This is a genomic window from Limnothrix sp. PR1529 (assembly GCF_002742025.1).
Taxonomy (GTDB): Bacteria; Cyanobacteriota; Cyanobacteriia; order CACIAM-69d; family CACIAM-69d; genus CACIAM-69d.
This window is the reverse complement of record NZ_LIRO01000064.1, coordinates 58,971-80,740: the sequence shown is the minus strand read 5'-3', so window position 1 is coordinate 80,740 and position 21,770 is coordinate 58,971. Positions and strand designations below refer to the sequence as shown.

General features: G+C 57.3%; 16 protein-coding genes. 8 read left to right on the top strand and 8 right to left on the bottom strand.

The features are described from left to right. Nucleotides 1–66 precede the first annotated feature (66 nt). The gene (locus AMR42_RS10350; RefSeq protein ID WP_099533371.1) at nt 67–1,314 is read left to right on the top strand and encodes a pentapeptide repeat-containing protein; all 1,248 of its coding nucleotides are present in this window, start codon (nt 67–69) and stop codon (nt 1,312–1,314) included. 72 nt (nt 1,315–1,386) lie between these two features. On the opposite strand, the gene AMR42_RS19840 is transcribed toward AMR42_RS10350, so the two are convergent. Continuing rightward, entirely contained in the window at nt 1,387–1,740 is a 354-nt protein-coding gene (locus AMR42_RS19840) for a hypothetical protein (protein WP_143473019.1), read from the bottom strand. A 744-nt stretch (nt 1,741–2,484) separates the two neighbouring features. Between AMR42_RS19840 and AMR42_RS10340 the strand changes: the two genes are divergently transcribed. Further along, on the top strand, nt 2,485–4,602 hold the full coding sequence (locus AMR42_RS10340; protein WP_099533370.1) for a flavin-dependent dehydrogenase: 2,118 nt from the start codon (nt 2,485–2,487) through the stop codon (nt 4,600–4,602). Between the two features lie 159 nt (nt 4,603–4,761). After that, nucleotides 4,762–5,841 carry an ATP-dependent 6-phosphofructokinase gene (locus AMR42_RS10335; RefSeq protein ID WP_099533369.1) on the top strand — a complete coding sequence of 360 codons (1,080 nt, stop codon included), beginning with the start codon at nt 4,762–4,764 and terminating at the stop codon, nt 5,839–5,841. 200 nt (nt 5,842–6,041) lie between these two features. Here the strand turns inward: AMR42_RS10335 and AMR42_RS10330 are convergent, their stop codons facing one another. The 3 genes from AMR42_RS10330 to AMR42_RS10320 all read right to left on the bottom strand — a co-directional run bounded on the left by AMR42_RS10330 (nt 6,042) and on the right by AMR42_RS10320 (nt 11,019). Further along, the gene (locus AMR42_RS10330) at nt 6,042–6,389 is read right to left on the bottom strand and encodes a hypothetical protein (protein WP_099533368.1); all 348 of its coding nucleotides are present in this window, start codon (nt 6,387–6,389) and stop codon (nt 6,042–6,044) included. Between the two features lie 290 nt (nt 6,390–6,679). Continuing rightward, nucleotides 6,680–8,317, bottom strand: a complete 1,638-nt coding sequence (locus tag AMR42_RS10325) for a PQQ-binding-like beta-propeller repeat protein (RefSeq protein ID WP_099533367.1) — start codon at nt 8,315–8,317, stop codon at nt 6,680–6,682. 110 nt (nt 8,318–8,427) lie between these two features. Continuing rightward, nucleotides 8,428–11,019: an ATP-binding protein gene (locus AMR42_RS10320; protein ID WP_158234439.1), complete on the bottom strand. Its 2,592-nt coding sequence runs from the start codon at nt 11,017–11,019 to the stop codon at nt 8,428–8,430. A gap of 227 nt (nt 11,020–11,246) precedes the next feature. Here AMR42_RS10320 and AMR42_RS10315 point away from each other — a divergent pair, with 227 nt between their 5' ends. Beyond that, a complete protein-coding gene (locus tag AMR42_RS10315; RefSeq protein WP_099533365.1) occupies nt 11,247–12,737 on the top strand; it encodes a folate/biopterin family MFS transporter in 1,491 nt (496 codons plus the stop codon). 82 nt (nt 12,738–12,819) lie between these two features. Here the strand turns inward: AMR42_RS10315 and AMR42_RS10310 are convergent, their stop codons facing one another. Then, nucleotides 12,820–13,404, bottom strand: coding sequence for an HAD-IIIA family hydrolase (locus AMR42_RS10310; protein WP_099533364.1), 585 nt, complete (start codon nt 13,402–13,404; stop codon nt 12,820–12,822). Beyond that, entirely contained in the window at nt 13,397–14,356 is a 960-nt protein-coding gene (locus AMR42_RS10305; RefSeq protein ID WP_099533363.1) for a glycosyltransferase family 9 protein, read from the bottom strand. The genes AMR42_RS10310 and AMR42_RS10305 overlap by 8 nt, the downstream gene beginning before the upstream one ends. Before the next feature lie 329 nt (nt 14,357–14,685). Here AMR42_RS10305 and ispD point away from each other — a divergent pair, with 329 nt between their 5' ends. Both ispD and AMR42_RS20840 read left to right on the top strand, forming a co-directional pair. Next, the gene (gene ispD / locus AMR42_RS10300) at nt 14,686–15,369 is read left to right on the top strand and encodes a 2-C-methyl-D-erythritol 4-phosphate cytidylyltransferase (protein ID WP_099533362.1); all 684 of its coding nucleotides are present in this window, start codon (nt 14,686–14,688) and stop codon (nt 15,367–15,369) included. Between the two features lie 124 nt (nt 15,370–15,493). Beyond that, the gene (locus tag AMR42_RS20840) at nt 15,494–15,781 is read left to right on the top strand and encodes a peptidoglycan-binding protein (protein WP_199291406.1); all 288 of its coding nucleotides are present in this window, start codon (nt 15,494–15,496) and stop codon (nt 15,779–15,781) included. Nucleotides 15,782–16,001: 220 nt separating this feature from the next. Here the strand turns inward: AMR42_RS20840 and AMR42_RS10290 are convergent, their stop codons facing one another. Next, nucleotides 16,002–16,340: a P-II family nitrogen regulator gene (locus tag AMR42_RS10290; RefSeq protein ID WP_099533361.1), complete on the bottom strand. Its 339-nt coding sequence runs from the start codon at nt 16,338–16,340 to the stop codon at nt 16,002–16,004. 815 nt (nt 16,341–17,155) lie between these two features. Here AMR42_RS10290 and mrdA (AMR42_RS10280) point away from each other — a divergent pair. Beyond that, nucleotides 17,156–18,955 carry a penicillin-binding protein 2 gene (gene mrdA / locus AMR42_RS10280; protein WP_099533359.1) on the top strand — a complete coding sequence of 600 codons (1,800 nt, stop codon included), beginning with the start codon at nt 17,156–17,158 and terminating at the stop codon, nt 18,953–18,955. A 342-nt stretch (nt 18,956–19,297) separates the two neighbouring features. On the opposite strand, the gene AMR42_RS20420 is transcribed toward mrdA (AMR42_RS10280), so the two are convergent. Further along, entirely contained in the window at nt 19,298–19,435 is a 138-nt protein-coding gene (locus tag AMR42_RS20420) for a hypothetical protein (protein WP_158234438.1), read from the bottom strand. Nucleotides 19,436–19,774: 339 nt separating this feature from the next. Here AMR42_RS20420 and mrdA (AMR42_RS10275) point away from each other — a divergent pair, with 339 nt between their 5' ends. After that, nucleotides 19,775–21,631, top strand: a complete 1,857-nt coding sequence (gene mrdA, locus AMR42_RS10275) for a penicillin-binding protein 2 (protein WP_099533358.1) — start codon at nt 19,775–19,777, stop codon at nt 21,629–21,631. Nucleotides 21,632–21,770: the final 139 nt, after the last annotated feature.

Sequence of the window (21,770 nt, the reverse complement as noted above, 5' to 3'; positions counted from 1 at the left end):
GGAGTCTGCTCCATAGCTTAACGCCATGGGTTGCCGCATTGCGCGGTAGGGGGATGATTCGTTGCCATGGAGTTGTCGGAGTTTCAATTGGCGCTCGATCGGGGACGGCGCGACTTTCCTTGGGTGAGTCTGGAAGGGCAATGTTTGCGAAAGCTGTCGTTGGTGGGGCTGTCCCTGCGCCAAGCCAAGCTCGATCGGGCTGATTTGAGCGAAACGGATTGCAGCGGGGCCACGTTGCTGAAGGTGTCGGCCACGGAAAGCCAATGGCGTGCGGCCCGGCTCGATCGCGTCAATGCCCAGAAGGCGAATTTTAGCGGAGCCAGCTTTGTCAATGCCCAACTGTCGGCAGCCCAACTGCAAGGGGCCGATTTGTCGGCGGCTGACTTTCGGCAGGCGAATTTGCGGGGGGCAAACCTAACCGGCGCAACTTTGACTGGGGCTTGTTTTGCGGCCGCGGACTTGACCGACGCGATCTTCGACTGGGACTCGGAACCGATCGCCCAAGGGGATTTCACCGCCGCCACCATGCCCGATGGACAACCCTTCAGCGCCGATTGGCAACCGGGCCCCGTCGATCCCTTGCCCCCAGCCCCACCAACCACCGATCGGGCGATCGATGTAGGGCGATCAAATCCTGTCGATCGCGCCGTGACCGAGGCGATCGAACCCACCGATGCAACAACAAACGCACCCCCACCCGATCGGCCCCATCGCTATTTGTTGAGCAATCCCAACTTTGCCGTTCCCAATGCCGGCCCGCCGCCGCCGCCGCCCAAACCCGCGAACCTTTGGGAAGCCGGCCAGCGCCTACCGTTGCCATTGTTAACCCTCTGGCTTTTGGGTTATGCGCTCTGGGGCAGCAGCCTCGCCGTTTTGGATCCACCGCCCCACAGTTGGTTGCTGCTGGCCTGTAGTTCCTTGGCGGGGATGGCCGGGTTGCAATGGGGTTTTTTGGCCCTAACTGGCGGGGCCATGGCGATCGTTCTGGCGGTTCCGCTGCCTCAGCAGGTATTGAGCATTCTGTTGGGTGGGGCCACCGGGTTAACCGTTGGCCTGCTCACCAAATTTCTGATGCATGTTTCCTGGAGCGGGGCCCTGCGCAATGCGCTGTTGGCCTTGGCTTCCGCTGTCACGGTCATTAATTTGGCATTGGGGGTTGTCTGGCTGGGCATGGTGGGAGCCTTGGCCTTCACCTTTTCCGCCATGCCCCTTTGGACAATCATGGTTGAGCAAAATTTGTCCCAAACCCAACGCCTGTTGGTGATGGCGGGAGTGGCCACCTTGGGCGTGGCGATCGGGCGCTGGGTTGCCTAGGGGCGACTCTCTAGCCGCGATTGCGTAGTTTGATCGCCTAGTGTGATCGTTTGATCGCCTAGTTACGGTCGCCTAGTGCAGTTGTTCCCAGGTGCGAGCCACCACATCACTCAGCCAGCGCCGGGACTCGCCATCCAGCAAGTTATCATCCGCCAGCACTTCCGCCGTCAGATCTTCCAAGGATTGGCCCTTGGCCCGGGCCGCCGCGATCGCCACGGTGATGGCATCCGCGATCGAATCGATCAACCCTTCACCTGAGGGGATTAATTCCGCCCGTCGGGGGCGCGGCTGGCCATAAGTTGGATTAAACGCATTCACAACCGAAACTCCGAATCGAAAAGGTGTGTTGAGCGGGGAGCGATCGGGAAGTTTATTTCCCAAGGACAGCAAGCGAAACTGCAACGGGCAACGAGCACTGGGTCCCACAGATTTGTCCGGTTTTGGGTTGGCAAGGGCAGGCGCGATCGGGAAGAGATAACCCAATTTCGGGTAGCCATCTCATGTAGCAATCTCGCTGAAACCCCCATCCAACCCCAGTCAAAACCCAATTCAATTGGGCATCCTGGGGACAGGCGAGGTCGGCCATTCGGTGGCGCAGTGGGGCAACCCATCAACCATCCGGCTTGATCAAGCTCGCCTGTCCCCAGACCGCTTGCAGATCCAGGGAACCCGCAAGGTGTTCACAGACAGGTCAATACAGAACAGGTCAATACGGGCGGGGCAATTCCGAATCTTCAGGGAGCGATCCCGATGCGATCGGCCCTGCCAAGTCAGCCCTGTTAAGTCAGCTTAGGCAATTACTCTCGATATTTGTAAACTTCTGTAAAGTTTATTAATTATTTTGAGTAAACGGAAGGATAGCGCATTTCTTTCATCTGTCAAGGATATTTCCAGGATTGCTTAAGATCACAGGTGAAACCATCTCGCCTCCGGGGTTCGTGGCCGCTAAGCAGGGATCCGCCGCTTGGCTAGGGCCTCGGAAACACGCGATGATGGAAACGATCGCCAAAGCCTGAGATGCTTTTCAGGCGAGCTTTGCAGCGTCCACAGCACCCCAAGGGCTGAAAAACTTCACCCTAAAAAAGGAAACACTCCCGCTTTGGTTGCAAGTTTGTTGCAAAACGCTTCTTTTTACGCCCGTTTACGATTTGAGTAATCAGAACCCAATCCATGAAAGAACTGCTTTATCTGGAAGTGCCGACTCCGGAAGCCGCAACGGTGCTGAACTGGTTGCAGCAAGAGTTTATGGTTCCCAGCGGGGTGAAGGTAGCGGCTCCCACGGGGTTTCGCTGGCAACCGGCGGGTGATCGGGATGGGGAAACTGTGGCGGGTTGCGTTTGGTCTTTGCAGCGCACCACCTATCTGAAGCTGTTTCGGTGGAGCGATCGCCCGATCGCGGGGGAAGGGGCCTTGGTGCGGGCCCTGCGGCAACAGGTGGCCGAAAAATTCCCCACCACCTACCCGGAGCTTCCTGAGATTGACTTAACAAAGAGCAATATTTTCGAGGCCCTTGCGCCCAAATATCCACAAACCGCTAAGTATTTTCAACGGATGCCCAATGGTGAACGGGATTTGCTGCGGGCCTATTGGTGGGAAAAGCGCTGGCGGGAAGCGGTGCGGAATCCTCAGCAACATAAGCAGGTGATTTTTCAGGGCCAGACTTCTCAGGGCGCGACTTCTCAGGGCCAAGCTTCTCAGGGCGCGACTTCTCAGGGGCAAAACCCCGACCCATTGCCGGCCATTACCTATGACTTGATCTATGTGGGCGGGGCCTTGGGGGTAATTCATGCGGCGATGATGGCGCGGTTGGGCTATCGGGTGTTGTTGCTGGAGCGGTTGCCCTTTGGCCGCATGAATCGGGAGTGGAATATTTCCCGGGAAGAGTTGCAAGTGCCGATCGACCTGGGCCTCTTCACGCCCGCTGAGGTGGAAGGATTGATCGCCACGGAATATCGCGATGGGTTTCACAAGTTTTTTGATGCCAACAATCCACCGCAAGCGCGGGCCAATGTGCTGCACACGCCGACGGTGCTGAATGTGGCGATCGCGGCCGATCGCATCATTCAGCTCTGTGGCCAAAAGCTGCGGGACGCGGGCGGCGACATTTGGGACGAAACGGAATTTGAACGGGCGGACGTGATGGGCGATCGAATCACCATCACCGCCAAACACTTGCCCACGGGGGAAACTCGCCAAGTGGCCGGTCGGTTGCTGATTGATGCCATGGGCACGGCTTCCCCGATCGCCTGGCAACTGAACGGAACCCGCGCTTTCGATAGCGTTTGTCCCACGGTGGGGGCCGTGATTGCCAATGGAATTGATTGGCCGGTCTGGGATTTGGACTATGGCGACGTGCTGTTCAGCCATGGGGACATTTCCCGTGGCCGGCAACTGATTTGGGAGCTGTTCCCCATTGGCGGCAAGGCCGTGACCGTTTATCTGTTCCACTACCACCAAGTTCACCCCGAAAATCCCGGTTCCCTGCTGGAAATGTATGAGGACTTTTTCAGCATCCTGCCGGAATATCGCCGCTGCGATTTGGACAAGCTGACCTGGGGCAAGGCCACCTTTGGTTATATTCCCGGTCACTTCAGCCAAAGCGAGGGCGAGCGGCGCGTCTCGTTCGATCGCCTTTTGGCCTTGGGGGATGCCGCTTCATTGCAATCTCCCCTGGTGTTCACCGGTTTTGGTTCCATGATTCGCAACTTGGGCCGGCTCACAGACCTGCTGGATACGGCCTTGAAACATGACTTGCTGACGGAACAGGACTTGGGTTCAATCCGGGCCTACCAAAGCAACGTGGCGGTTACTTGGATGTTCTCGAAGGGGATGATGGTTCCCACGGGTCGCACGCTGCCACCCCAGCGGGTGAATTCCATGCTGAACACCTTCTTTGGCCTGCTGGCCGATGCCGAGGAGGATGTGGCCGATCGCTTCATTAAGGATCGGTTTGACTGGTGGTTGTTCAATCGCCTGGCCCTGAAGGCGGCGGTGCAAAATCCAATGCTGCTGTGGTGGATTTGGGATTCGGCGGGCCCTTGGGATCTGTGGCGCTGGATGGGCAGCTATCTTACCTTTACCCTGTCGAGCTTGGTGGCTTGGCTGCTGGGATGGCTACCGGCGATCGCCCGCCGAATTCAGCCCTGGTTGGAGCAGCGCGCGCCGGGTCTGTGGTTGCGGGTGCTGGCCCGGTGCTATGCGATCGACCTCACTTGGGGGCAGCGGGCCCGCGTGGCTCGCACGGTTCCCCGATCGCCCACGGAAGCGGTTTCCAGCAGCACGGTCTAGGCCAGGAGTCGCCGGGCGATCGAAATAGGGTGATCATCCCATCTCGATCGCCCCATCTCGATCGCCCAATCCCATTGCAGTTATTAACACAGGCTTGCCCCACCGTTGGGATCGCGTACGATCGCCCATGAGCAGCGTTTGCATAAGAGATGCAATCCTATGGGTGAGATAAAACGAATCGGAGTGCTGACCAGCGGCGGAGATTGCGCAGGGCTAAATGCTGCCATTCGGGGTGTGGTGATGCGGGCTGCCAGCTACGGCTGGGAAGTAATGGGCATTCGCCACGGTACGGAAGGGCTAACTCGGCAGCCCACCGAAGCCCTGCTGCTGACACCGGACAAGGTTGAGCGGTGGTTAACCTTGGGGGGAACCCTGCTCGGAACCATTAACCGGGGCCAACCCTTTCAGGTGACCTTGCCCGATGGCACGATGCACGATCGCACCTTGGACTTTGCCAAGGGCTGTCGGGAGTTGGAGCTATCGGCCATTGTTGGCATTGGCGGCGATGGCAGCCTGAAAATTCTTCATGATTTGATGACGAAAGTGGGCGTGCCCTTTGTGGGGATTCCCAAAACGATCGATAACGACGTGGCCGCCACAGAACAATCGATCGGGTTTGACACAGCCGTGAACATTGCCACGGAAGCCCTCGATCGGCTCCACTTCACCGCCGCCAGCCACGATCGGGTGATGATCCTGGAAGTGATGGGGCGCGACGCGGGCCACATCGCCCTCCACGCCGGCATTGCGGGCGGGGCTCAGGTGATTTTGATTCCCGAAATTCCTTACAAGCTGGAAGTGGTGTCCCAGGCCATTCGCGATCGCCAGGCCGCTGGCAAGGCCTTTTCCGTGGTGATCGTGTCCGAAGCGGTCTGCACCAGCGGCGGTGACGTGGTGACGCAAACCCAGGCCTTTGGGGAATGTCGTCTGGGGGGCATTGGGCAATATTTGGCCCAGGAGCTAGCCCAAAGCACTGGCGCTGAAACCCGCGTCACGGTGCTGGGCCATGTGCAGCGCGGTGGCGTGCCCTCGCCGCTCGATCGACTGATTGCCTCGGCCTTTGGCGTGGAGGCGGTGGATCTGATTGCTCGGGGCGAGTTCGATCGGGTGGTGACTTGGCAACAGCGCCAGGTGGTGAGCGTGCCCGTACTGGAGGCCATTTCCCACTGCCGCATTGTTGACCCCAATGATACGCTGCTGAAAACCGCGCGGGGCCTGGGAATTTGCCTCGGGGATTAGTAGGCAAGCCAGGACAAGAGGCGACATAGCAAAGGATTAACCAAAAGACCAACCAAAAGACGGAGGACACCCTAAAAAGACAAGGGGCTTCAGCCCCTTGCCCCCATCATCAATGGCACTGAGTCGGGATTGGAAAACTGAATCAAGAGGCTTTCAGAACCAGCCTCAAAACCAGTCTAAAAACCAGTCTTGAATTGACCTCAAAACCACAGACAATCTGACCAGGAAGGGGTGAATTGTACTGTTCCGGTCGTGACTCCATTGCTAGGCTGATCCAAGCGCGTAATGCGCTGCAAAATTTCTAAGTTGGTGGGATCTCGGAAAGTTGCAATTCCAATAAAAATTAGCCCCATCACCCAAAGCTGGCTGTTGTCCTTCGGTGGTGGCGCGGCATCTTTTAAGGTGCAGACTTTGACCTTCCCTTTTTTGGCCTTGGCGATCGCGGCGGCCTCGTCTTTGTCGGTAAAGTGGACTGCTTTGCAAGCGTCGGGCACTGAACCGTTGGGGACATAATAGGAGCCATCGGGCAATTCGACAACGTAACACATGCTCAATTCCCTGATCGATGATCCTGAAAGGATGGAAATTTTAGACAGCACAAATCCGCACAGCTTTTGGTGAAGAAGGCTGCTTTTGGTTGACCCTCAAGGTCAAGTCAATTCAGTGCAAAATAGAGGACGAGAAATGACGAAGACGGCGCATAACCATCCGTCTCGTTTTACGTCTTGTTTTGCATTCAAAAATTTGTACTAGTCATCTATCGAGAAAGCTTCAAAAAATTATGCAAACCTGACCCGATCGGGATCATCCGTTGGGTTTTGGGCCTCGCCAAGATCAACTAGCCGAGGGCATAGAGCCAGCCATCGCGCCCACTCAGATAGACCGTTCCATCCCAGACGATCGGGGTGGCCTCAAAGGAAGATCCCGGGGCAAAGTGCGCCAACAGATTGACCTCCAAGCGAAACCACTGGCCCCGACCATTGGGCAAAGCGGCCGGGTCTTGGGACTGGGTGGGCAAAAAGCGCAACTGAAACAGCCGCACCCCGTCGTAGCTGGCGGCCACGAGGCGATCGCCCTCGGTGAAAATCGGGGTGGAAATGGTGGGGCCAATTCGGGTTTGAAAGGCCACGTAGGGCGAGTTGTGTGGCCCATCCCGCTGTGGCCCCCAATGGGCCAGGCCGGTGGTGCGTAACTGGGAGCCAATGTAGAGAATTCCATCGATCGCCCCCGTGGCAAACAGGGGCGGCTGTCCCCGATCGCGATAGTCATCATTCAGGGCCGCTGAGCCGATAATTCCACCCTGCCAATCTTGGTAGCGCAAGGAGCCGGTGGGCAAAAACCATTCCACGGCCTCGGCGGGCGGCCTGGCCGGATTCAGTTTAAAAAGACCGCCGGGCCCGGATGTATATTGCCGCTCGATCGCACAAAAGAGCTTGCCATCGCGGGAAACCACCGCCGTTCCGTCAATATCTGTGCCGGTGAAGAAATCCCAGTCAATTTGCCGACTGTTCAGGTCAACGCCATAAACGTGACCGGAGCCAGCCGCCACAAACAACCGATCGCCCAGTCGCGACGGGGAAGATTCCGCCACCAGGTTGCCGCCATGGCGGGCCCCATCGCCCGGGGCATAGAACAGCAATTCCCCCGCGACCGCCGGTTGGGTGATGCCGTCCCGTTGGGTGACTGTGTTCAGCGCGGCCCCCAAAAAGGAACCAATCCCGTTTTCGCCCACATTAAACAGCAGCCCATTACGCAAATCGAGGGGGCTGCTGTCGTTGTCGCGGCTGTAGCTGGCGGTTTGGCGCACGTTCCACCGCCACAACTCTTGGCCCGTGCGAAAGGAAATGGCCCGCAAACTGGGAACCACCCGCGCCGTAAAGGGCACATTCACCCCCTGGCGACTGCCCTGAAGCACAATCACTTGATCGAGCGGTGGTGCGGTGCGATCGATGTAGATCGTGGCTGTTCCCTTCAGCACGTCGTCAAATCGATAGCGCCAAACCTCTTGCCAAGTTTGCAGGTCAATTTTGCGCAGGTGGTGGTCAAACGCGCCAATCAGCAAATAGTCTCGTCCCCGATCGCGCACGAGGGTGCATTGCCCCGTCCAGCCCGCACCGCTCCAAACCTCCAATCGCCGCCCAATCCTTGTTGGGCCGGATCCCAAAAAGAACTTGCGCTGCACCCCCAATTCCTGGGGAATGCCTCGGCCATAGAACCGGCGGGCTTGGTTACCCAAAAAGCTGGGAATCAGCAGTTCCACTTCGGCGCGGGGATCTTGGGCGGCGGCCAACTGTTCTTGGGCCAAGCGATCGGCCATCCGCAGGCGATCGGCCCAGGCGGCGGGTTGTCCAGGAATTAACGGCGCGGCCTCGGCCTGTTGCCGCAGCTCGCTGGCCCGCTGGCCCATGGCGGCTCCCATGGATCCCAACAATCCCCCTTGGGCAATCCAGCGGGTGACGGTACGACGCGAGGGCACGATCGACTCCTGAAGCGAGGCCTAAAAATCAGCCCCATCATCGCAAGATTTCCAGGGTTTTTCAGCCTGCTGTGGAGAAATGGCCGATCGGGGAGGGCGATCGAACCGGGCTACACCGTCGCTGTGGATCGGGGCCCCGGGTGAATTGTGTTTTGGGGCTTGCTGGATCCGCGAATCGGCAGCTCAATGTAAAACTCCGTGCCCCAATCGGGACTGGACTGGCAAGTCAGCGCCCCGCCGTGCTGTTCCACAATCACTTGATAGCTAATGGACAGGCCCAAGCCCGTGCCTTTGCCCGTGGGTTTGGTGGTGAAAAACGGCTCAAAAATTTGATCGCGTACCTCCGGTGGCATTCCTGGGCCATTGTCTCGAAACCGAACAATCACCAATTGCTGATTCAACGTGGCCGTGGTGATTTCAATGCGGCTGGGATTTTGGCGCATGTCCGCAAGGGTTCGACCCGCATCCCGCAGGTCGATCGCATCGATCGCATTCACCAACAAATTCATAAACACCTGATTCAGATGTCCCCCGTAGCATTCCACCAACGGCAATGGGCCATATTGCTTAATCACCTCAATGGCCAAGCGATCGGAGCGACCCTTCAGCCGGTTTTGCAAAATAATTAATGTGCTATCAATGCCCTCATGTAAGTCAAACGTTTGCAACTCTGCTCGATCGATTCGAGAGAAAGTCCGCAACGATTGCACAATGTCCTGCACGCGCCGCGCACCCAACTGCATCGATTGAAAAGTTTTTGGCAAATCCTCAACCAAGAAATCCAGCTCCAACTCCTCTAAAGCTTCGCGTAAGGTTGGCTCTGGGTCTGGATAGAACGTGTCAAACAAACTCATCGCCTTCAGCAGGCTTTGAACATATTCTTCGGCGTGGGTTAAGTTGCCCGCAATGAAGTTAATAGGATTGTTGATTTCGTGGGCTACCCCTGCCACCAATCCTCCCAGGCTTGACATTTTTTCCGTTTGAACGAGCTGGGTTTGGGTCTGTTTCAGTTGACTGAGGGTTGCTTCCAAGTCCTCCGTGCGCTCTGCCACCCGCTGCTCCAATTGCTCATTTGCCTGGTGAATTTCCAGAAATCTTTCCCGCAAACTTTCGGCCATTAACTGCCCATTGGTTGACAGTTGATCAAACTCCTGAACTGGGCTTTGTGGCCAATCCACATCTTGTTGATCATTCACGCGATCGGGCAGGTCTGTGGTGATTTTTGCCAAAATTTGCAAGGGCTTAACCAAGGCCTTGCTCACCCAATAGGCCGCCAGCATACTGCCATAGACCACCAGCATCACAATCCCAAATCGTTGGTTATAGGCCACCTGCAAATCATCCATGTGGGGTTGTGCGGGGAATGAAATCCACAAATGCCAACCCAAATCGCCCGGCAGGACACTGGCAAACCAATAGGTGGACTGGCGAGCACGCACCATGGGCGGCCGAGCGGGATCGTTGGTCAAAACCTGATAAAACTCAGCGCTTCTGGTTCCCAGTTGCCTGACCCAAGTTTTCGGCTGACTCAGATTAAAACCATCCTGCGGTTCATAGGCCGGATTCACACTGCCCATCACTTGCTGGTTTTCATTCACCAACACCGCGCCCACCGCCTGATCGTAAATTTTCACCGGACTCGTGAGCGCATCAATGAATCGATCGAACCGCAGATGGGCAATTAAAAATCCTGTGGACTCCAACCCCTGGGTTAGGGGTCGCACCAACCAAAGCTGATGCTCATCGCCAGTTTTGTCCTTCGGAATTGCCACAATTCGCCAGGATTGGAGCTGATTGGGTTGACTTTCACGTAGCTCCAACTGCGATAGGGACTGAAGGCTGAGAGACACATCAGGATTATTGGTTGCCTGGGTCAGAAAACGTAGTTTGGAATCCAGCACCCAAAGACCATCAATCAGCACATTCTGTTCCAGGGCCGTGATTAATTGAGCTTCGGTCAAGGACTCCGCTTTGAGTTGGGAAAAGTCCGTGGCCGTTTCCCAAATTTGTCGCTGCCAATTGCGAATTTGCTCAATGATTGGCGCACTTGCTAGTTGTAAATCTGTCCTGACCGATCGCTCCAAATCCACCAACATTCGGTTGGCATCCAGGGTGAAGAGCAACATAATCGGCAGCAACACAAAAGCCACCAAAATATCGTTTAAAACATCCCGCAATGGCCAGCGAACTGATTGAAATTTTTGTGGAAATCGCTGTCCTAAAAAAGAAAAAATCCCAAGGATGCCGCTGGCAATTAGAGCATTACAGACCCCATTCAGGGCTTGTTTCAGCAAAATGAGCTGCACCTGTAAAACGCCCACCTGCAACAGGGCCCCATAAAACAGAGCCACCAACAACGATCCCACCACCAGCCAATACAGACCATCCAGCAACAGCAAACTTTGGCGATGGCGCTGGCGAACCCACCCCACCAGGGCCGCTTCCACCGTGAAAATAATCATGGCGTAGGGGTGGCTCCAAAGCACCCAGGTATAGCTCCCGATCGCTGCCCCGGCAATGCCACCCCAAAGGGGCCCATAGAATCGTGCTGCCAGTAGAGCGGCCACACTCCCAAAGATAAAATCAACGCCTAAAAATAACTTTGCTCGGTAGTAGTTACCGAGTAAGCCCAAAATAATTAGCCCAATAAAGCAAACAATTTTGAGTCCTTGGGGATGAACCCCCTTTTTCGAAACTGTCATTTTGCCCATTGCTTGAGGAAAAATCTTATTGATCTACAGATATAGACTCAACCGGCACAGATTCCACAGATACAGACCCAATATGAATTTAATTTCATGGAACTGAGTTTGGGTCTCTTGGCGCGACGGACGAGACCGATCGCCCGCTGGGTTGCCGATCGGGTCGGGGAAGCCCGCTATGATGGAGAGGCTTAGAATTATGAAGTTTTTTTGCTAGAAACTTATCAATGGCCATTGCACCGAACCAAAACATCAGTTCCGGCTCCGACGCGATCGCACCCCAGGATCCGCCAACGGGGCGATCGTCTGGTCTGCGCTCGGTGATCGTAGAAAAGCTTTTCTTTGGCAACGAGCCAACCCCGGAACTGATTGCCATTTTGCTGGTGTATCTGGTGCAGGGCATTTTGGGGCTGGCTCGTTTGGCCGTCAGTTTTTTCCTGAAGGATGAGTTGCACCTGAGTCCGGCGGAAGTGGCGGCCCTGATGGGGGTTGTGGCCATTCCCTGGATGGTGAAACCGCTGTTTGGGTTCATGTCTGACGGGTTGCCTATTTTTGGCTACCGGCGGCGACCCTACCTCATTCTGTCGGGCATTGGTGGGGCCTTGGCTTGGGTGGCGATGGCCACGGTGGTGCATACGGGCTGGGCGGCCATGCTGGCGATCGCCCTTTCTTCCCTGGCCGTGGCCGTCAGTGACGTGATTGCCGATTCCTTGGTGGTGGAACGGGCCCGCAACGAGTCCACGGGCACGGCCGGATCCCTGCAATCCCTTTGTTGGGGGGTTTCGGCGCTGGGGGGCCTGTTGACGGCCTATCTCAGCGGCGTGTTGTTGGAGCAGTTCAGCGCCCAAACGGTGTTTTGGATGACCTCCATGTTTCCGCTGTTGGTTTGTTTTGGGGCCTTTGCGATCCACGAAACCCCCTTAACCGCCCGTCCAGACCTGAGCGTGGTTCAACAGCAGGCGCGAGATCTATGGCAGGCGGTTTCCCAAAAGGCGATTTGGCTGCCCACGTTGTTTCTGTTCCTTTGGCAGGCCACGCCCTCATCGGATACGGCGTTTTTCTACTTCACCACCAATGAGTTGCAGTTTCCGCCGGAGTTTTTGGGGCGGGTGCGGCTGGTGACTAGTGTGGCGGCCTTGATTGGGGTTTGGGCATTTCAGCGGTTCTTCAAAACCGTGCCTTTCCGCAAAATTTTCCTTTGGAGCACGCTGGTTTCCACGGCGCTGGGGATGACAACGCTGTTGTTGGTGACCCATGCCAACCGGGCTTTGGGCATTGATGACCGCTGGTTTAGCTTGGGCGATAGCCTGATTTTGACCGTGGCGGGACAAATTACCTTCATGCCGGTGTTGGTGCTGTCGGCGCGGCTTTGTCCGCCGGGGGTCGAGGCAACGCTGTTTGCGCTGTTGATGTCGGTTTATAACCTGGCGGGGGCGGTGTCCAGTGAGTTTGGGGCCCTGCTGACCCATTGGTTGGGGGTGGATGAAACCCACTTCGATCGCCTGTGGTTGTTGGTGACGATCGCCAACTTGTCAACCCTGTTGCCGCTGCCGTTGGTGGGTTGGTTGCCACAGGATGATGCAACCGATGGCGATGCCCAGCTATCGGAGTTGCCGCCGGAGGTGACAGCCGTGAAACATCGGGAGCCAAACCTAGTGCCAACCTTTATGCCGGAGATGTCTCCGCAGCCCGATCGGCGCGATCGCTCCAAAACTTAGGGTTCAGGCGGGCGATCGGCTCCCCGATCGCCCGCCTGGGATTGAATTAGCAAAGCCGTTCAAAGCCGTTGAGCAATTGGGACTATCGGGGCGATCGCAAAATCCACCGCACCGCTTCTAGCAAATTAGCCGCCACAAAGTCCGGCTGCGTCGCGTGTTGATAGTTGCCCGCCAACACCTGCTCCCCAAACCCCGTCGTCACCAAAATGCCCGTACAACCGGCATTCTTGGCTAGGTCAATATCCGTCGCCTTGTCACCCACCATCACACTGCGCGACAAATCGAGATCCCAATCCCAGGCGGCCGCCACCAGCATTCCGGTGTTGGGTTTGCGCCAAGTGCTGTAGCGGGTGAATTCAGGATCCTTGCCGCCTTCGGGGCCGCTCAGGTACGGGCAGTAATAGAGCGCATCCAGCTTGGCCCCCGCTTCTTGATTAAGCAGGTGACAGAGCCGATCGTGCAGCGCGTCCACGTGGGCTTGGGGATAGTAGCCCCGGGCTGGGCCGGCTTGGTTGGAAGCCAAACAGCAAAACCAGCCCGCCTCGTTTAGTTGGCGCACCGCTTGGGCTGTGCCGGGGATTAGGTGCAGGTCTTCGAGGCGGTGAATGTAGCCCGCCTCTTGGTTTAATACGCCGTCGCGATCGAGAAATACCGCCGGTCTAGACACCCAACTTCTCCAGAATGGCGCTGGGGGGAATGTCACTCATTCGATCGGTCGGGGACTTGATGGCCACGAAGCGATCGTCACCGGGCGGCAGCAGCTTGGCGGGATCGGTGGGGCCAAACAGGGCGATCGTGTAAGTGCCCAGGGCCACGGAAATATGCATCGGGCCGCTGTCGCCACAGAGCATCACATTCGCCCCTGCCGTCATCGCTGCGAGTTGACCAATGTTGTTGGGAGTCACCAGCTTCAGGGTCGGACAAGCGGCCTGCAACGTAGCCACAAAATCCGTATCGTCAGGCCCCTTCACCAGCACGATCGGCAGTTCCGGCTTGGCCTGTTGCACCTTGGTCAACACCGCCTTCCAGGATTCCACCGGATAGACCTTATCAAAGCCCTTCAACTTAGCCATGGCACTGGAGCCGCCATGCACCAGCAAATAGCCCTGTCCCTTGATCCCCAAGCGGGCTTGCTCTGCTTCAGCCCAGGCCAGTTCCTTTTGGGGCACTTGCAGCGACAGGGCCGGCCGGGGAGCCGTGATTCCAAAGCCGCGCACCAGGTCGTGGTACAGATCGCCCGCGTATTGCTCCAAATTCAGGGGCACGGGATCGGTCAAAAACATCTTGCCGCCGGCCGCGTAGCCCACGCGCTTGGGAATCCCCGTCAGCCACAGCAGCAGCCCCACGGCCCACCGCCGCCCCAGCGACAGCACCGCGTCATATTCCCGATCGCGGATGGTGCCCAGCAGGTTGCCCCAGTCGGCGGGACTGTTGCGATCCTTGAAGTCAAAGGCGATCGTGTCGCGCACCGAAGCACAGACCTGGTAGGCCGCAACCGATCGCGGCTCCACCACCACGTCAATCTGCGCCTTCGGGTAGGTCTGCTTCAGTTGGGTCAGGGCGGGGAAAAATAAGATCTGGTCGCCAATGCCACCAGGTACGAGGGCGAGGATCTGCATCATAAAACTCGCGGGGTTGCCAAGTAGCGGCGGTAAAACAATATCGAAATCCGTGAAATGAAGCCTGAAAAACCGATAGCCAGCAATGGTGTTTCGACCCGCGAGGACTTCGCAGGCGAATCCAAATCGCTACGGTCAGGAATCGCTCTCAATTTTAGAAGGATCTGCCCTAGGGTCAACTCGATCGCCCAAATCAACTCCAGGGTTTAGGGCAGCCCGTCCACAGCCTTGCGAATTCCCGAGAAAGTCGATTGAATCTTGATCGGGCGATCTGCCCAATCCCATTGGGTTCAGTCACAACATCCACAACATTATTTAGGAAACCGATTTTGTATCTCCTAATTCCGGCGGCCGGCTCCGGCAAGCGCATGGGCGCGGATCGCAACAAACTCCTGATCGACCTAGCGGGCGAAACAATCTTCGCTTGGACGCTGAAGGCCGCCCAGGCCAGCCCGTCGATCGCCTGGATTGGGATCATGTGTCAGCCGATCGACCGGCCGGATTTCGAGGCGATCGCCCAGAACCTGCACCTGACCAAGCCCGTTGTGTTTATCCAGGGCGGCGACACCCGCCAAGCCTCGGTCTACAATGGCCTGCAAGCCCTGCCCCCCGAAGCCGATCGCGTCTTGATCCACGACGGGGCCCGCTGCTTGGCCACCCCAGACCTGTTCGATCGCTGCACCGCCGAGCTGGCCACCTGTCCGGGATTGATCGCCGCGATTCCCGTCAAGGACACGATTAAGCAAGTGGATGCGAATCAAATTGTTAGCAACACGCCCGATCGCGCCACCCTCTGGGCCGCCCAAACGCCCCAAGGCTTTGAAGTGGCCACCCTCAAGGCCTGCCACGATCGGGGCTTGGCTGAAAACTGGGAAGTCACCGACGATGCCGCCCTGTTTGAGCGGTGCGGCTTGCCCGTGAAAATCGTGATGGGCGAAGAAACCAACCTGAAAGTCACCACCCCCCAAGACTTGGCGATCGCCGAGTTCATCCTCCGCCAGCGCCAACCCTAGCCGTTCCCCAACAACCCAACAGCCCAACACCGCAATCGCCAAAGCGAGCGCTACCATAGCGATCGCAGCCCCTACGATCGTCTTCAAGACCATTGTGGGAGTGGCTTTCAGTTGATTCGGAGTGGTGAATATCTTGTCTAGCAATAACCCACCGGCTAAATCCGAACGCTCCGGCGTGCCGGCCAGCGACCAAGTGGTCAGTGATATTTTGCGACTGGGCGATCGGGGTAACCTTGTGCAGGTCGTCCAGCATGAATTAAACATGCGCGGTTTTGATGCGGGACAACCGGACGGTATGTTTGGCCCCCAAACCGAAATCGCCGTCAAACAGGCCCAATCCGCCTATGGTCTCACGCCCGATGGCATCGTTGGGGCAGACACCTGGGAGCGTTTGGGCTTCACGTTCCGCTAGATTGCCGCGAGCACGTTCCACCCCAAAACCCATCAACCAAAAACCGACGCGGGGCCCAGCAGCCCCCCATCGGTCAACTCAAAACGGCACTACAGTCCGCTGTTGGTAATTCAGACGCAAAATCTGATCATTACCCGCAATTGATCATCCAAAATTCATCACCTGTAATTGATCACCAGGGAGGAGCTAGAGTGCCCCTCTCTGGTGCGGTGACGTTGCCCTAGACCGCCTCTAGGTTCTTCTCACCGGTCCGAATCCGGATGATTTGTTCCACGGGCGAGATGAAGATCTTACCGTCGCCAATTTCGCCGGTGCGGGCCGCGGTGATGATGCACTCAACGACCATATCCACGTCCTTGTCGTCCACCACCACTTCGATCTTCAGTTTTTGCAGGAACTCAACGGTGTACTCCGATCCCCGGTAGCGCTCCGTTTGTCCCTTTTGGCGGCCAAAACCGCGCACTTCGGAAACGGTCATCCCGACAATGCCGGCGTTGACGAGGGCAATTTTTACATCGTCCAATTTAAAAGGACGCACGATCGCTTCAATCTTTTTCAAGGCTAGTCTCTCCCTTTGAGCATTCGTTATAGGTCTTGGTGATCACTGGGCCATTGTGGCTTTCCCCTTGGCACACCTCAAAATCCTCAGGTTGGGATCGGGTTTGCATCGGAGTTGTTGCACACAGAATCTCAGCGATCGCCCGGTTCTAGCCTGGGTGTTGCAGCCCCATCACCACCCCAGGGATCTGGCTCCTTGGGAGTTGGCAACCCAGTTTGGTAACCAAGCTTGGCAACCCAGTTTGGCAACCCAGTTTGGCAACCCAGTTGGGGTCAACCAACACCCAAGCATAGAAGGGTTGGCCGTGGCCTGCACAACAAACCGATATCTCTGACGAAATCGGCATTCTATTAACCCGGTTATCAACCTGGTTATCAACCCGGCTAACGGGGCAACCGCCAGGCGGCTGAGCTAGATCAGAGATGAACAACGCCGTGGGGCGTTATCCACAGGCTGACCCTTGCAGGCTGGAAAGTGCTGAGCTTGACCCCTGAGTTCGGCCACCGGACGAGGTTGCACCTTGGCGCAAGTGCCTGTACAGGCCACGCTAAAGCCTGGAACTGCCCACCTGCAAGAGCCAGAGAACAGTGGTTGGCATTTTTAAGGCTAGCCTATCAAAAGCCGGGGGCGCTCAGGCTAGTGGGCTGTATATCCCTGGTTGCGTTGGGTTAACAGTTAGCACTGGATCTCATCAGGGTTTTGTAATGTTCGTTACCGGTTGTTGAGCAAGACCTATCCCGAGGGGGGAGGGTTGGGTGCGGATCAGACAAGCAATGGCCCTTTGTCGTCGGTAGCCCTGCTGGCTTGCACTTGCTATGGGATTGGTATCTATTCGTAGGGGCGGCTTTGCTCCGTCATCGGTCGCGCCCGATCGCACCCAAACCTTCCGTGCCCTGGTCTTGATGACTTTGGTAACGGCGCTGATCGGATCCTTGGCGTTTCGCCTCAGTCGCTTGCAACTGGTGGAGGGGGCTGTGCAGCGCCAGGCCGCAGAGCGGAATCGATTGCGGGGGTTGCCCTTGGTTCCCGATCGGGGGGCCCTGTTCGATCGTAAGGGCCAGGTGCTCGCTCGGAGTCGCTTAATCCGCAGCGTGTATCTGTCGCCCCAGCGCCACAGCCCAGCCGAGTGGCAGCGGATTCTGAAGCCGATGGAAAGTATTTTCGATCGCCCCGTTGCGGCCATTGCCCAACAGATTGCCACTCAGCGTCAGCAGGGCCGGGGTGATATGCCCATTCGGGTGGCCCGGGATCTGACCCCTGAAGGATTTGTCCGGCTGGCAGAACTGGATCCGGGAGCAGGCATCCTTGCCGTGCGCGTGGAAGCTGAGCGGGACTATCCCCACGGTTCCACTGCCGCCCACGTGATTGGCTATTTGGGGGAAGCCAACCCCGAAGATATTAAAAACAACCCCGACTTGCCCATGGGAGCTACCGTGGGCAAGGCAGGCATCGAACGATTGGCAGAATCGACCCTGCGGGGCACTTGGGGCTACGACTGGATTGAGGCCGATGCCAAGGGCCGTCTCCTGCGGCCGGCGGGCCAACGGCCCCCGAAGCCGGGCCAGCCCCTTCAGTTAACGCTGGATTTGGCCGTGCAACAGGCGGCGGAACGGGGACTTCAGGGACGGCGCGGCGCAGTGGTGGCCATGGATCCCCGCACGGGGGCGATTTTGGCCATGGCCAGCAGCCCCACATTCGATTCCAATTGGTTTACCCAGCGCATTACCAAAAACCAGTGGGCCCAACTCCAAGACCCCAGCCGCCCCCTGTTGAATCGGGCCCTTCAGGGCTATCCCCCGGCCAGCACGTTCAAGATTGTGACTTCGGTGGCGGCGATCGAGTCGGGAGCCTATAGCCCGAATGCCACGGTGGGCACTGCCGGGGCCCTGTCCCTGGGGGGGACGGTGTTTCGGGAACATGGGGGCGGTGGCTACGGCACGATCGGCTTTGCCAGGGCCCTCGAGGTCAGCAGCAATACCTTCTATTACCAGGTGGGAATGAAGACCGGCCCCGAGGCGATCGCCCAATGGGGCCAGGCCCTGGGCATTGGTCAGCCGCTGAAGTTGGGGCTGTTGGGCAGTCGGGGCATGTTGCCCACGCCGGCCACCAAACAAACTCTGTACCGTCAACCCTGGTACTTGGGCGATACGGTCAGTATGTCGATCGGGCAAGGATTGGTCTTAACCACGCCTTTGGAATTGGCCACGGTCGTTTCCGCGATCGCCAATGGAGGAAAGCGTGTGGTTCCCCACCTGTTGGCTAACCAAACCAGCCAATCGGACTTTCAACCCCAGTTGATCGGCCTGAAACCCGAAACCCTGAACGTGGTGCGCCAAGGACTCAATGCGGTGGTGCGCCAGGGAACCGCCAAAGTGCTCAACGATCCCAGTCTGCCCCCCAGCGCTGGCAAAACGGGAACCGCCGAAGTGCCCAGCGGCCCCAATAACGCAATGTATGTGGGCTATGCCCCGGTGGATCAACCGCAAATTGCCCTAGCGGTGGCTGTGGAAAATGCTGGCTATGGGGGAGCTGTGGCGGCCCCGATCGCGAAGGAAGTGTTCAAGGCTTACTTTGGCCCAAAACCGCCCGCCTCTAATCCGCCCGCGAATCCGTAGCAGATTCACCAAGGAGCAGATTCGCAAAAATCCACGAAACTCCTGCCAAAAGCCTGCCCAAGACCCATCAAGATCACTCCAGCGAGCGGATCCTTCAAGGCTAACCTTCTGTAGTCCCTGGATCTCGGAACAGTTAAGGGCAGGTCAGTCTCAGCAACTCAGCAACGATTTAGGGGCGATCGCACTAGCCGATCGCCCCTAAATTTATTGATTTGCATCCATTCATGAGGCTCATGAGGCTCAATTCAGGCAATTGCTCAAGATTTTGAGCCTGATGTCATCAAATCATCAGAATCCCAGGTTCAAAATTTCGAGCCTAATGTCATCAAATCATCAGAATCCCTAATCAGCCCTGCGCCCCAAGCCACAAAACAGCGTGCCATCAGGTCTTTGCGGAACCCGATCGCGCCAAATGCCCAAAACTGGTTTGGTCACCCTCAGAATTTCCGGTAAAGTATTGGGCGACGGCCGATTGGGCATGGGTGACAAACAGAAACCCTCATCAATGGGTCACTTAAGCGCCCGCCGCCCATCAGCAAACCCCCGATCGAATCCCCAAAAGCCTAATTTTTGGGATTCCAAGGGTTGCCTTGTTCCTGGTTTTGTTTTTCCCGTTCCGTTGCTTCTTCCCTGTGCGATCGCCCCGAGCCATTGACCCCGAGCCATTGACCCCGAGCCTATGCGTTGATGCTCAGAGCTAGACCAGTTGGCCCATGACCTGCACCTGTTGGTTCGATCGCTAACTGCTCTTGCGCTTGCTGATTGTTGTCCGCTTGGGATTTTTCCCCTTGCTCCCTCTTTCCATCGGCCGATCATCCTATGACGCTGTTACAACCGCTGTACGATCGCCTCAACACCGATGGCCGCACCATCGGGCGATCAAACCAAGGTTGGATTTTGATGGGTGTGGTTTCCCTGTTGATCTTTGGGGGACTGGCTCAGCGCCTAGTGCATCTCCAGCTCATGGAAGGTGAGGCCCTGCGGGCCCGGGCCGAGCGCAACCGCATTCAAACCATCCCCAAAATTCCTAGCCGGGGCAACCTGCTCGATCGCAACGGCAACCTGCTCGCGGGTAATCAGCTCACCCACTCCGTTTCCGTTTGGCGCACAGCGGTTAACCGGCCCAACTGGCCCCGACTGCGGAATGTTCTGGCCACCACCCTCAATATTTCAGAAGACGATCTCCAGGCCCGGGCCGATCATCTAGATTTTGAATCTCGCTTTCTGATTCCTGTTCAGCACAACGTGAAACCCGAAGAGGTCGTGCGGTTGCGGGAATATGGCGTGGATCTGCAAGGGGTGCAAATTGAACGGGAAACCAGCCGCTCCTATCCCTACGGTGAAACGGCCGCCCACGTCTTGGGCTACATCGGCGAAATCAGCAAGGAAGAACTGGAAGGCAACCGATTTCGGGCCCAAAAATCCGCCAAAGGCTATCGCTATGGCGACATTGTGGGCAAAATGGGCCTTGAAAAATCCCTGGAATTTACCCTGCGGGGCCAGCCCGGTAGCGGTCGGGTAGAAATTGACGGCAAGGGCAACCTGATCAACATTCTGGACGATCGCCCCGCTCGACCCGGTGAAGATATCCACCTCAGCTTAGATGTGGACTTGCAGCGGGCTTCGGAATCGGCCTTGGGGGGACGCAACGGGGCCGTGGTGGTCATGAACCCCAAAACCGGCGAAGTGTTGGCCCTGGCCAGCGAACCCCGATTTGACCCCAATATCTTCACCCGCAAGATTGACCAACGCACTTGGCAAGCCCTGCAAAAGCGTCGCCATCCCTTCGTGAACCGAGCTTTGCAGGCCTATCCCCCCGCCAGTACCTTCAAGGTGGTGACCACCGTGGCGGCGGTGGAGTCGGGCAAGCTCCCGCCCGATGCTGTTCTGCCCACCTATGCCTATTTGCCCGTGGATGGTACTCGGGTTTGGGATTGGAACAAATCCGGCTTTGGCCCCATGAGCTTCATCAGTGCCATGGCCATGAGCAGCAACACCTTCTTTGGGCAAGCGGGCCTGCGGGCGGGCGAAAAAAACCTGGTCACTTGGGCCCGAAAGCTGGGTTTTAGCTCACCAACGGGCATTGAACTGCGATTTGAGGAAGCCAGGGGACTGATTCCCAGTGATGAATGGAAGCGGAAAAATGACTTGGGACGTTGGCATCGGGTAGATACGGTCAATGCCTCGATCGGGCAAGGCTACGTGCAAGCTTCCCCCCTGCAAGTGGCGGTCATGTTTTCAGCCGTGGCCAATGGGGGCTATCGGGTGCAGCCCCGGTTGGTGCAGTCCACGCCGATGCAGCGGGAGTCTTTGGGTTTGAAACCCAGCACCTTGGAACTGTTGCGGAAATCCCTGCGCAGTGTGGTGACGGCGGGTACGGGCAAAGCCCTGAATGGCACGGTGTCGGTGGCAGGCAAGAGCGGCACGGCGGAAGATCCGCCCCGGGAAACCCATGCTTGGTTTGGGGCCTATGCGCCCTATGAAAAACCGGAGATCGTGGTGGTGGCGTTTTTGGAAAATGGTGGCGGTGGCGGCAAGGTGGCCGGCCCCGTTGCCCGATCGGTGATTGATGCCTATTTTGCCAAGGCTCGCCAACCCCAAAAGGGCAAATCCAACACCGCTCAAGCCTCAACGGCCAACCAGCCCACCGGCAACAATCGCCAATCTCAGGATTAGCCATTGGGAATCCAAGGCCGATCGGCTAAGAAACCGGTTGAGGCAGTCCCGCCCACGGGGTTGTGCCGTTCCCTTGGGCGCGGAAGCGATGTGAATTTGTGAATTAGCCCTAACTGATTAGCTCTAATTGATTAGCCCT

Bases quoted from the DNA above. Each gene is read 5' to 3' on its own strand.
- AMR42_RS10315 (WP_099533365.1), top strand. From the start codon at position 11,247: ATGGCCATTGCACCGAACCAAAACATCAGTTCCGGCTCCGACGCGATC.
- mrdA (WP_099533359.1), top strand. From the start codon at position 17,156: ATGGGATTGGTATCTATTCGTAGGGGCGGCTTTGCTCCGTCATCGGTC.
- AMR42_RS10335 (WP_099533369.1), top strand. From the start codon at position 4,762: ATGGGTGAGATAAAACGAATCGGAGTGCTGACCAGCGGCGGAGATTGC.
- mrdA (WP_099533358.1), top strand. From the start codon at position 19,775: ATGACGCTGTTACAACCGCTGTACGATCGCCTCAACACCGATGGCCGC.
- AMR42_RS10350 (WP_099533371.1), top strand. From the start codon at position 67: ATGGAGTTGTCGGAGTTTCAATTGGCGCTCGATCGGGGACGGCGCGAC.
- AMR42_RS10320 (WP_158234439.1), bottom strand. From the start codon at position 11,019: ATGACAGTTTCGAAAAAGGGGGTTCATCCCCAAGGACTCAAAATTGTT.
- AMR42_RS10305 (WP_099533363.1), bottom strand. From the start codon at position 14,356: ATGCAGATCCTCGCCCTCGTACCTGGTGGCATTGGCGACCAGATCTTA.
- AMR42_RS20420 (WP_158234438.1), bottom strand. From the start codon at position 19,435: ATGCCCAATCGGCCGTCGCCCAATACTTTACCGGAAATTCTGAGGGTG.
- AMR42_RS10340 (WP_099533370.1), top strand. From the start codon at position 2,485: ATGAAAGAACTGCTTTATCTGGAAGTGCCGACTCCGGAAGCCGCAACG.
- AMR42_RS10330 (WP_099533368.1), bottom strand. From the start codon at position 6,389: ATGTGTTACGTTGTCGAATTGCCCGATGGCTCCTATTATGTCCCCAAC.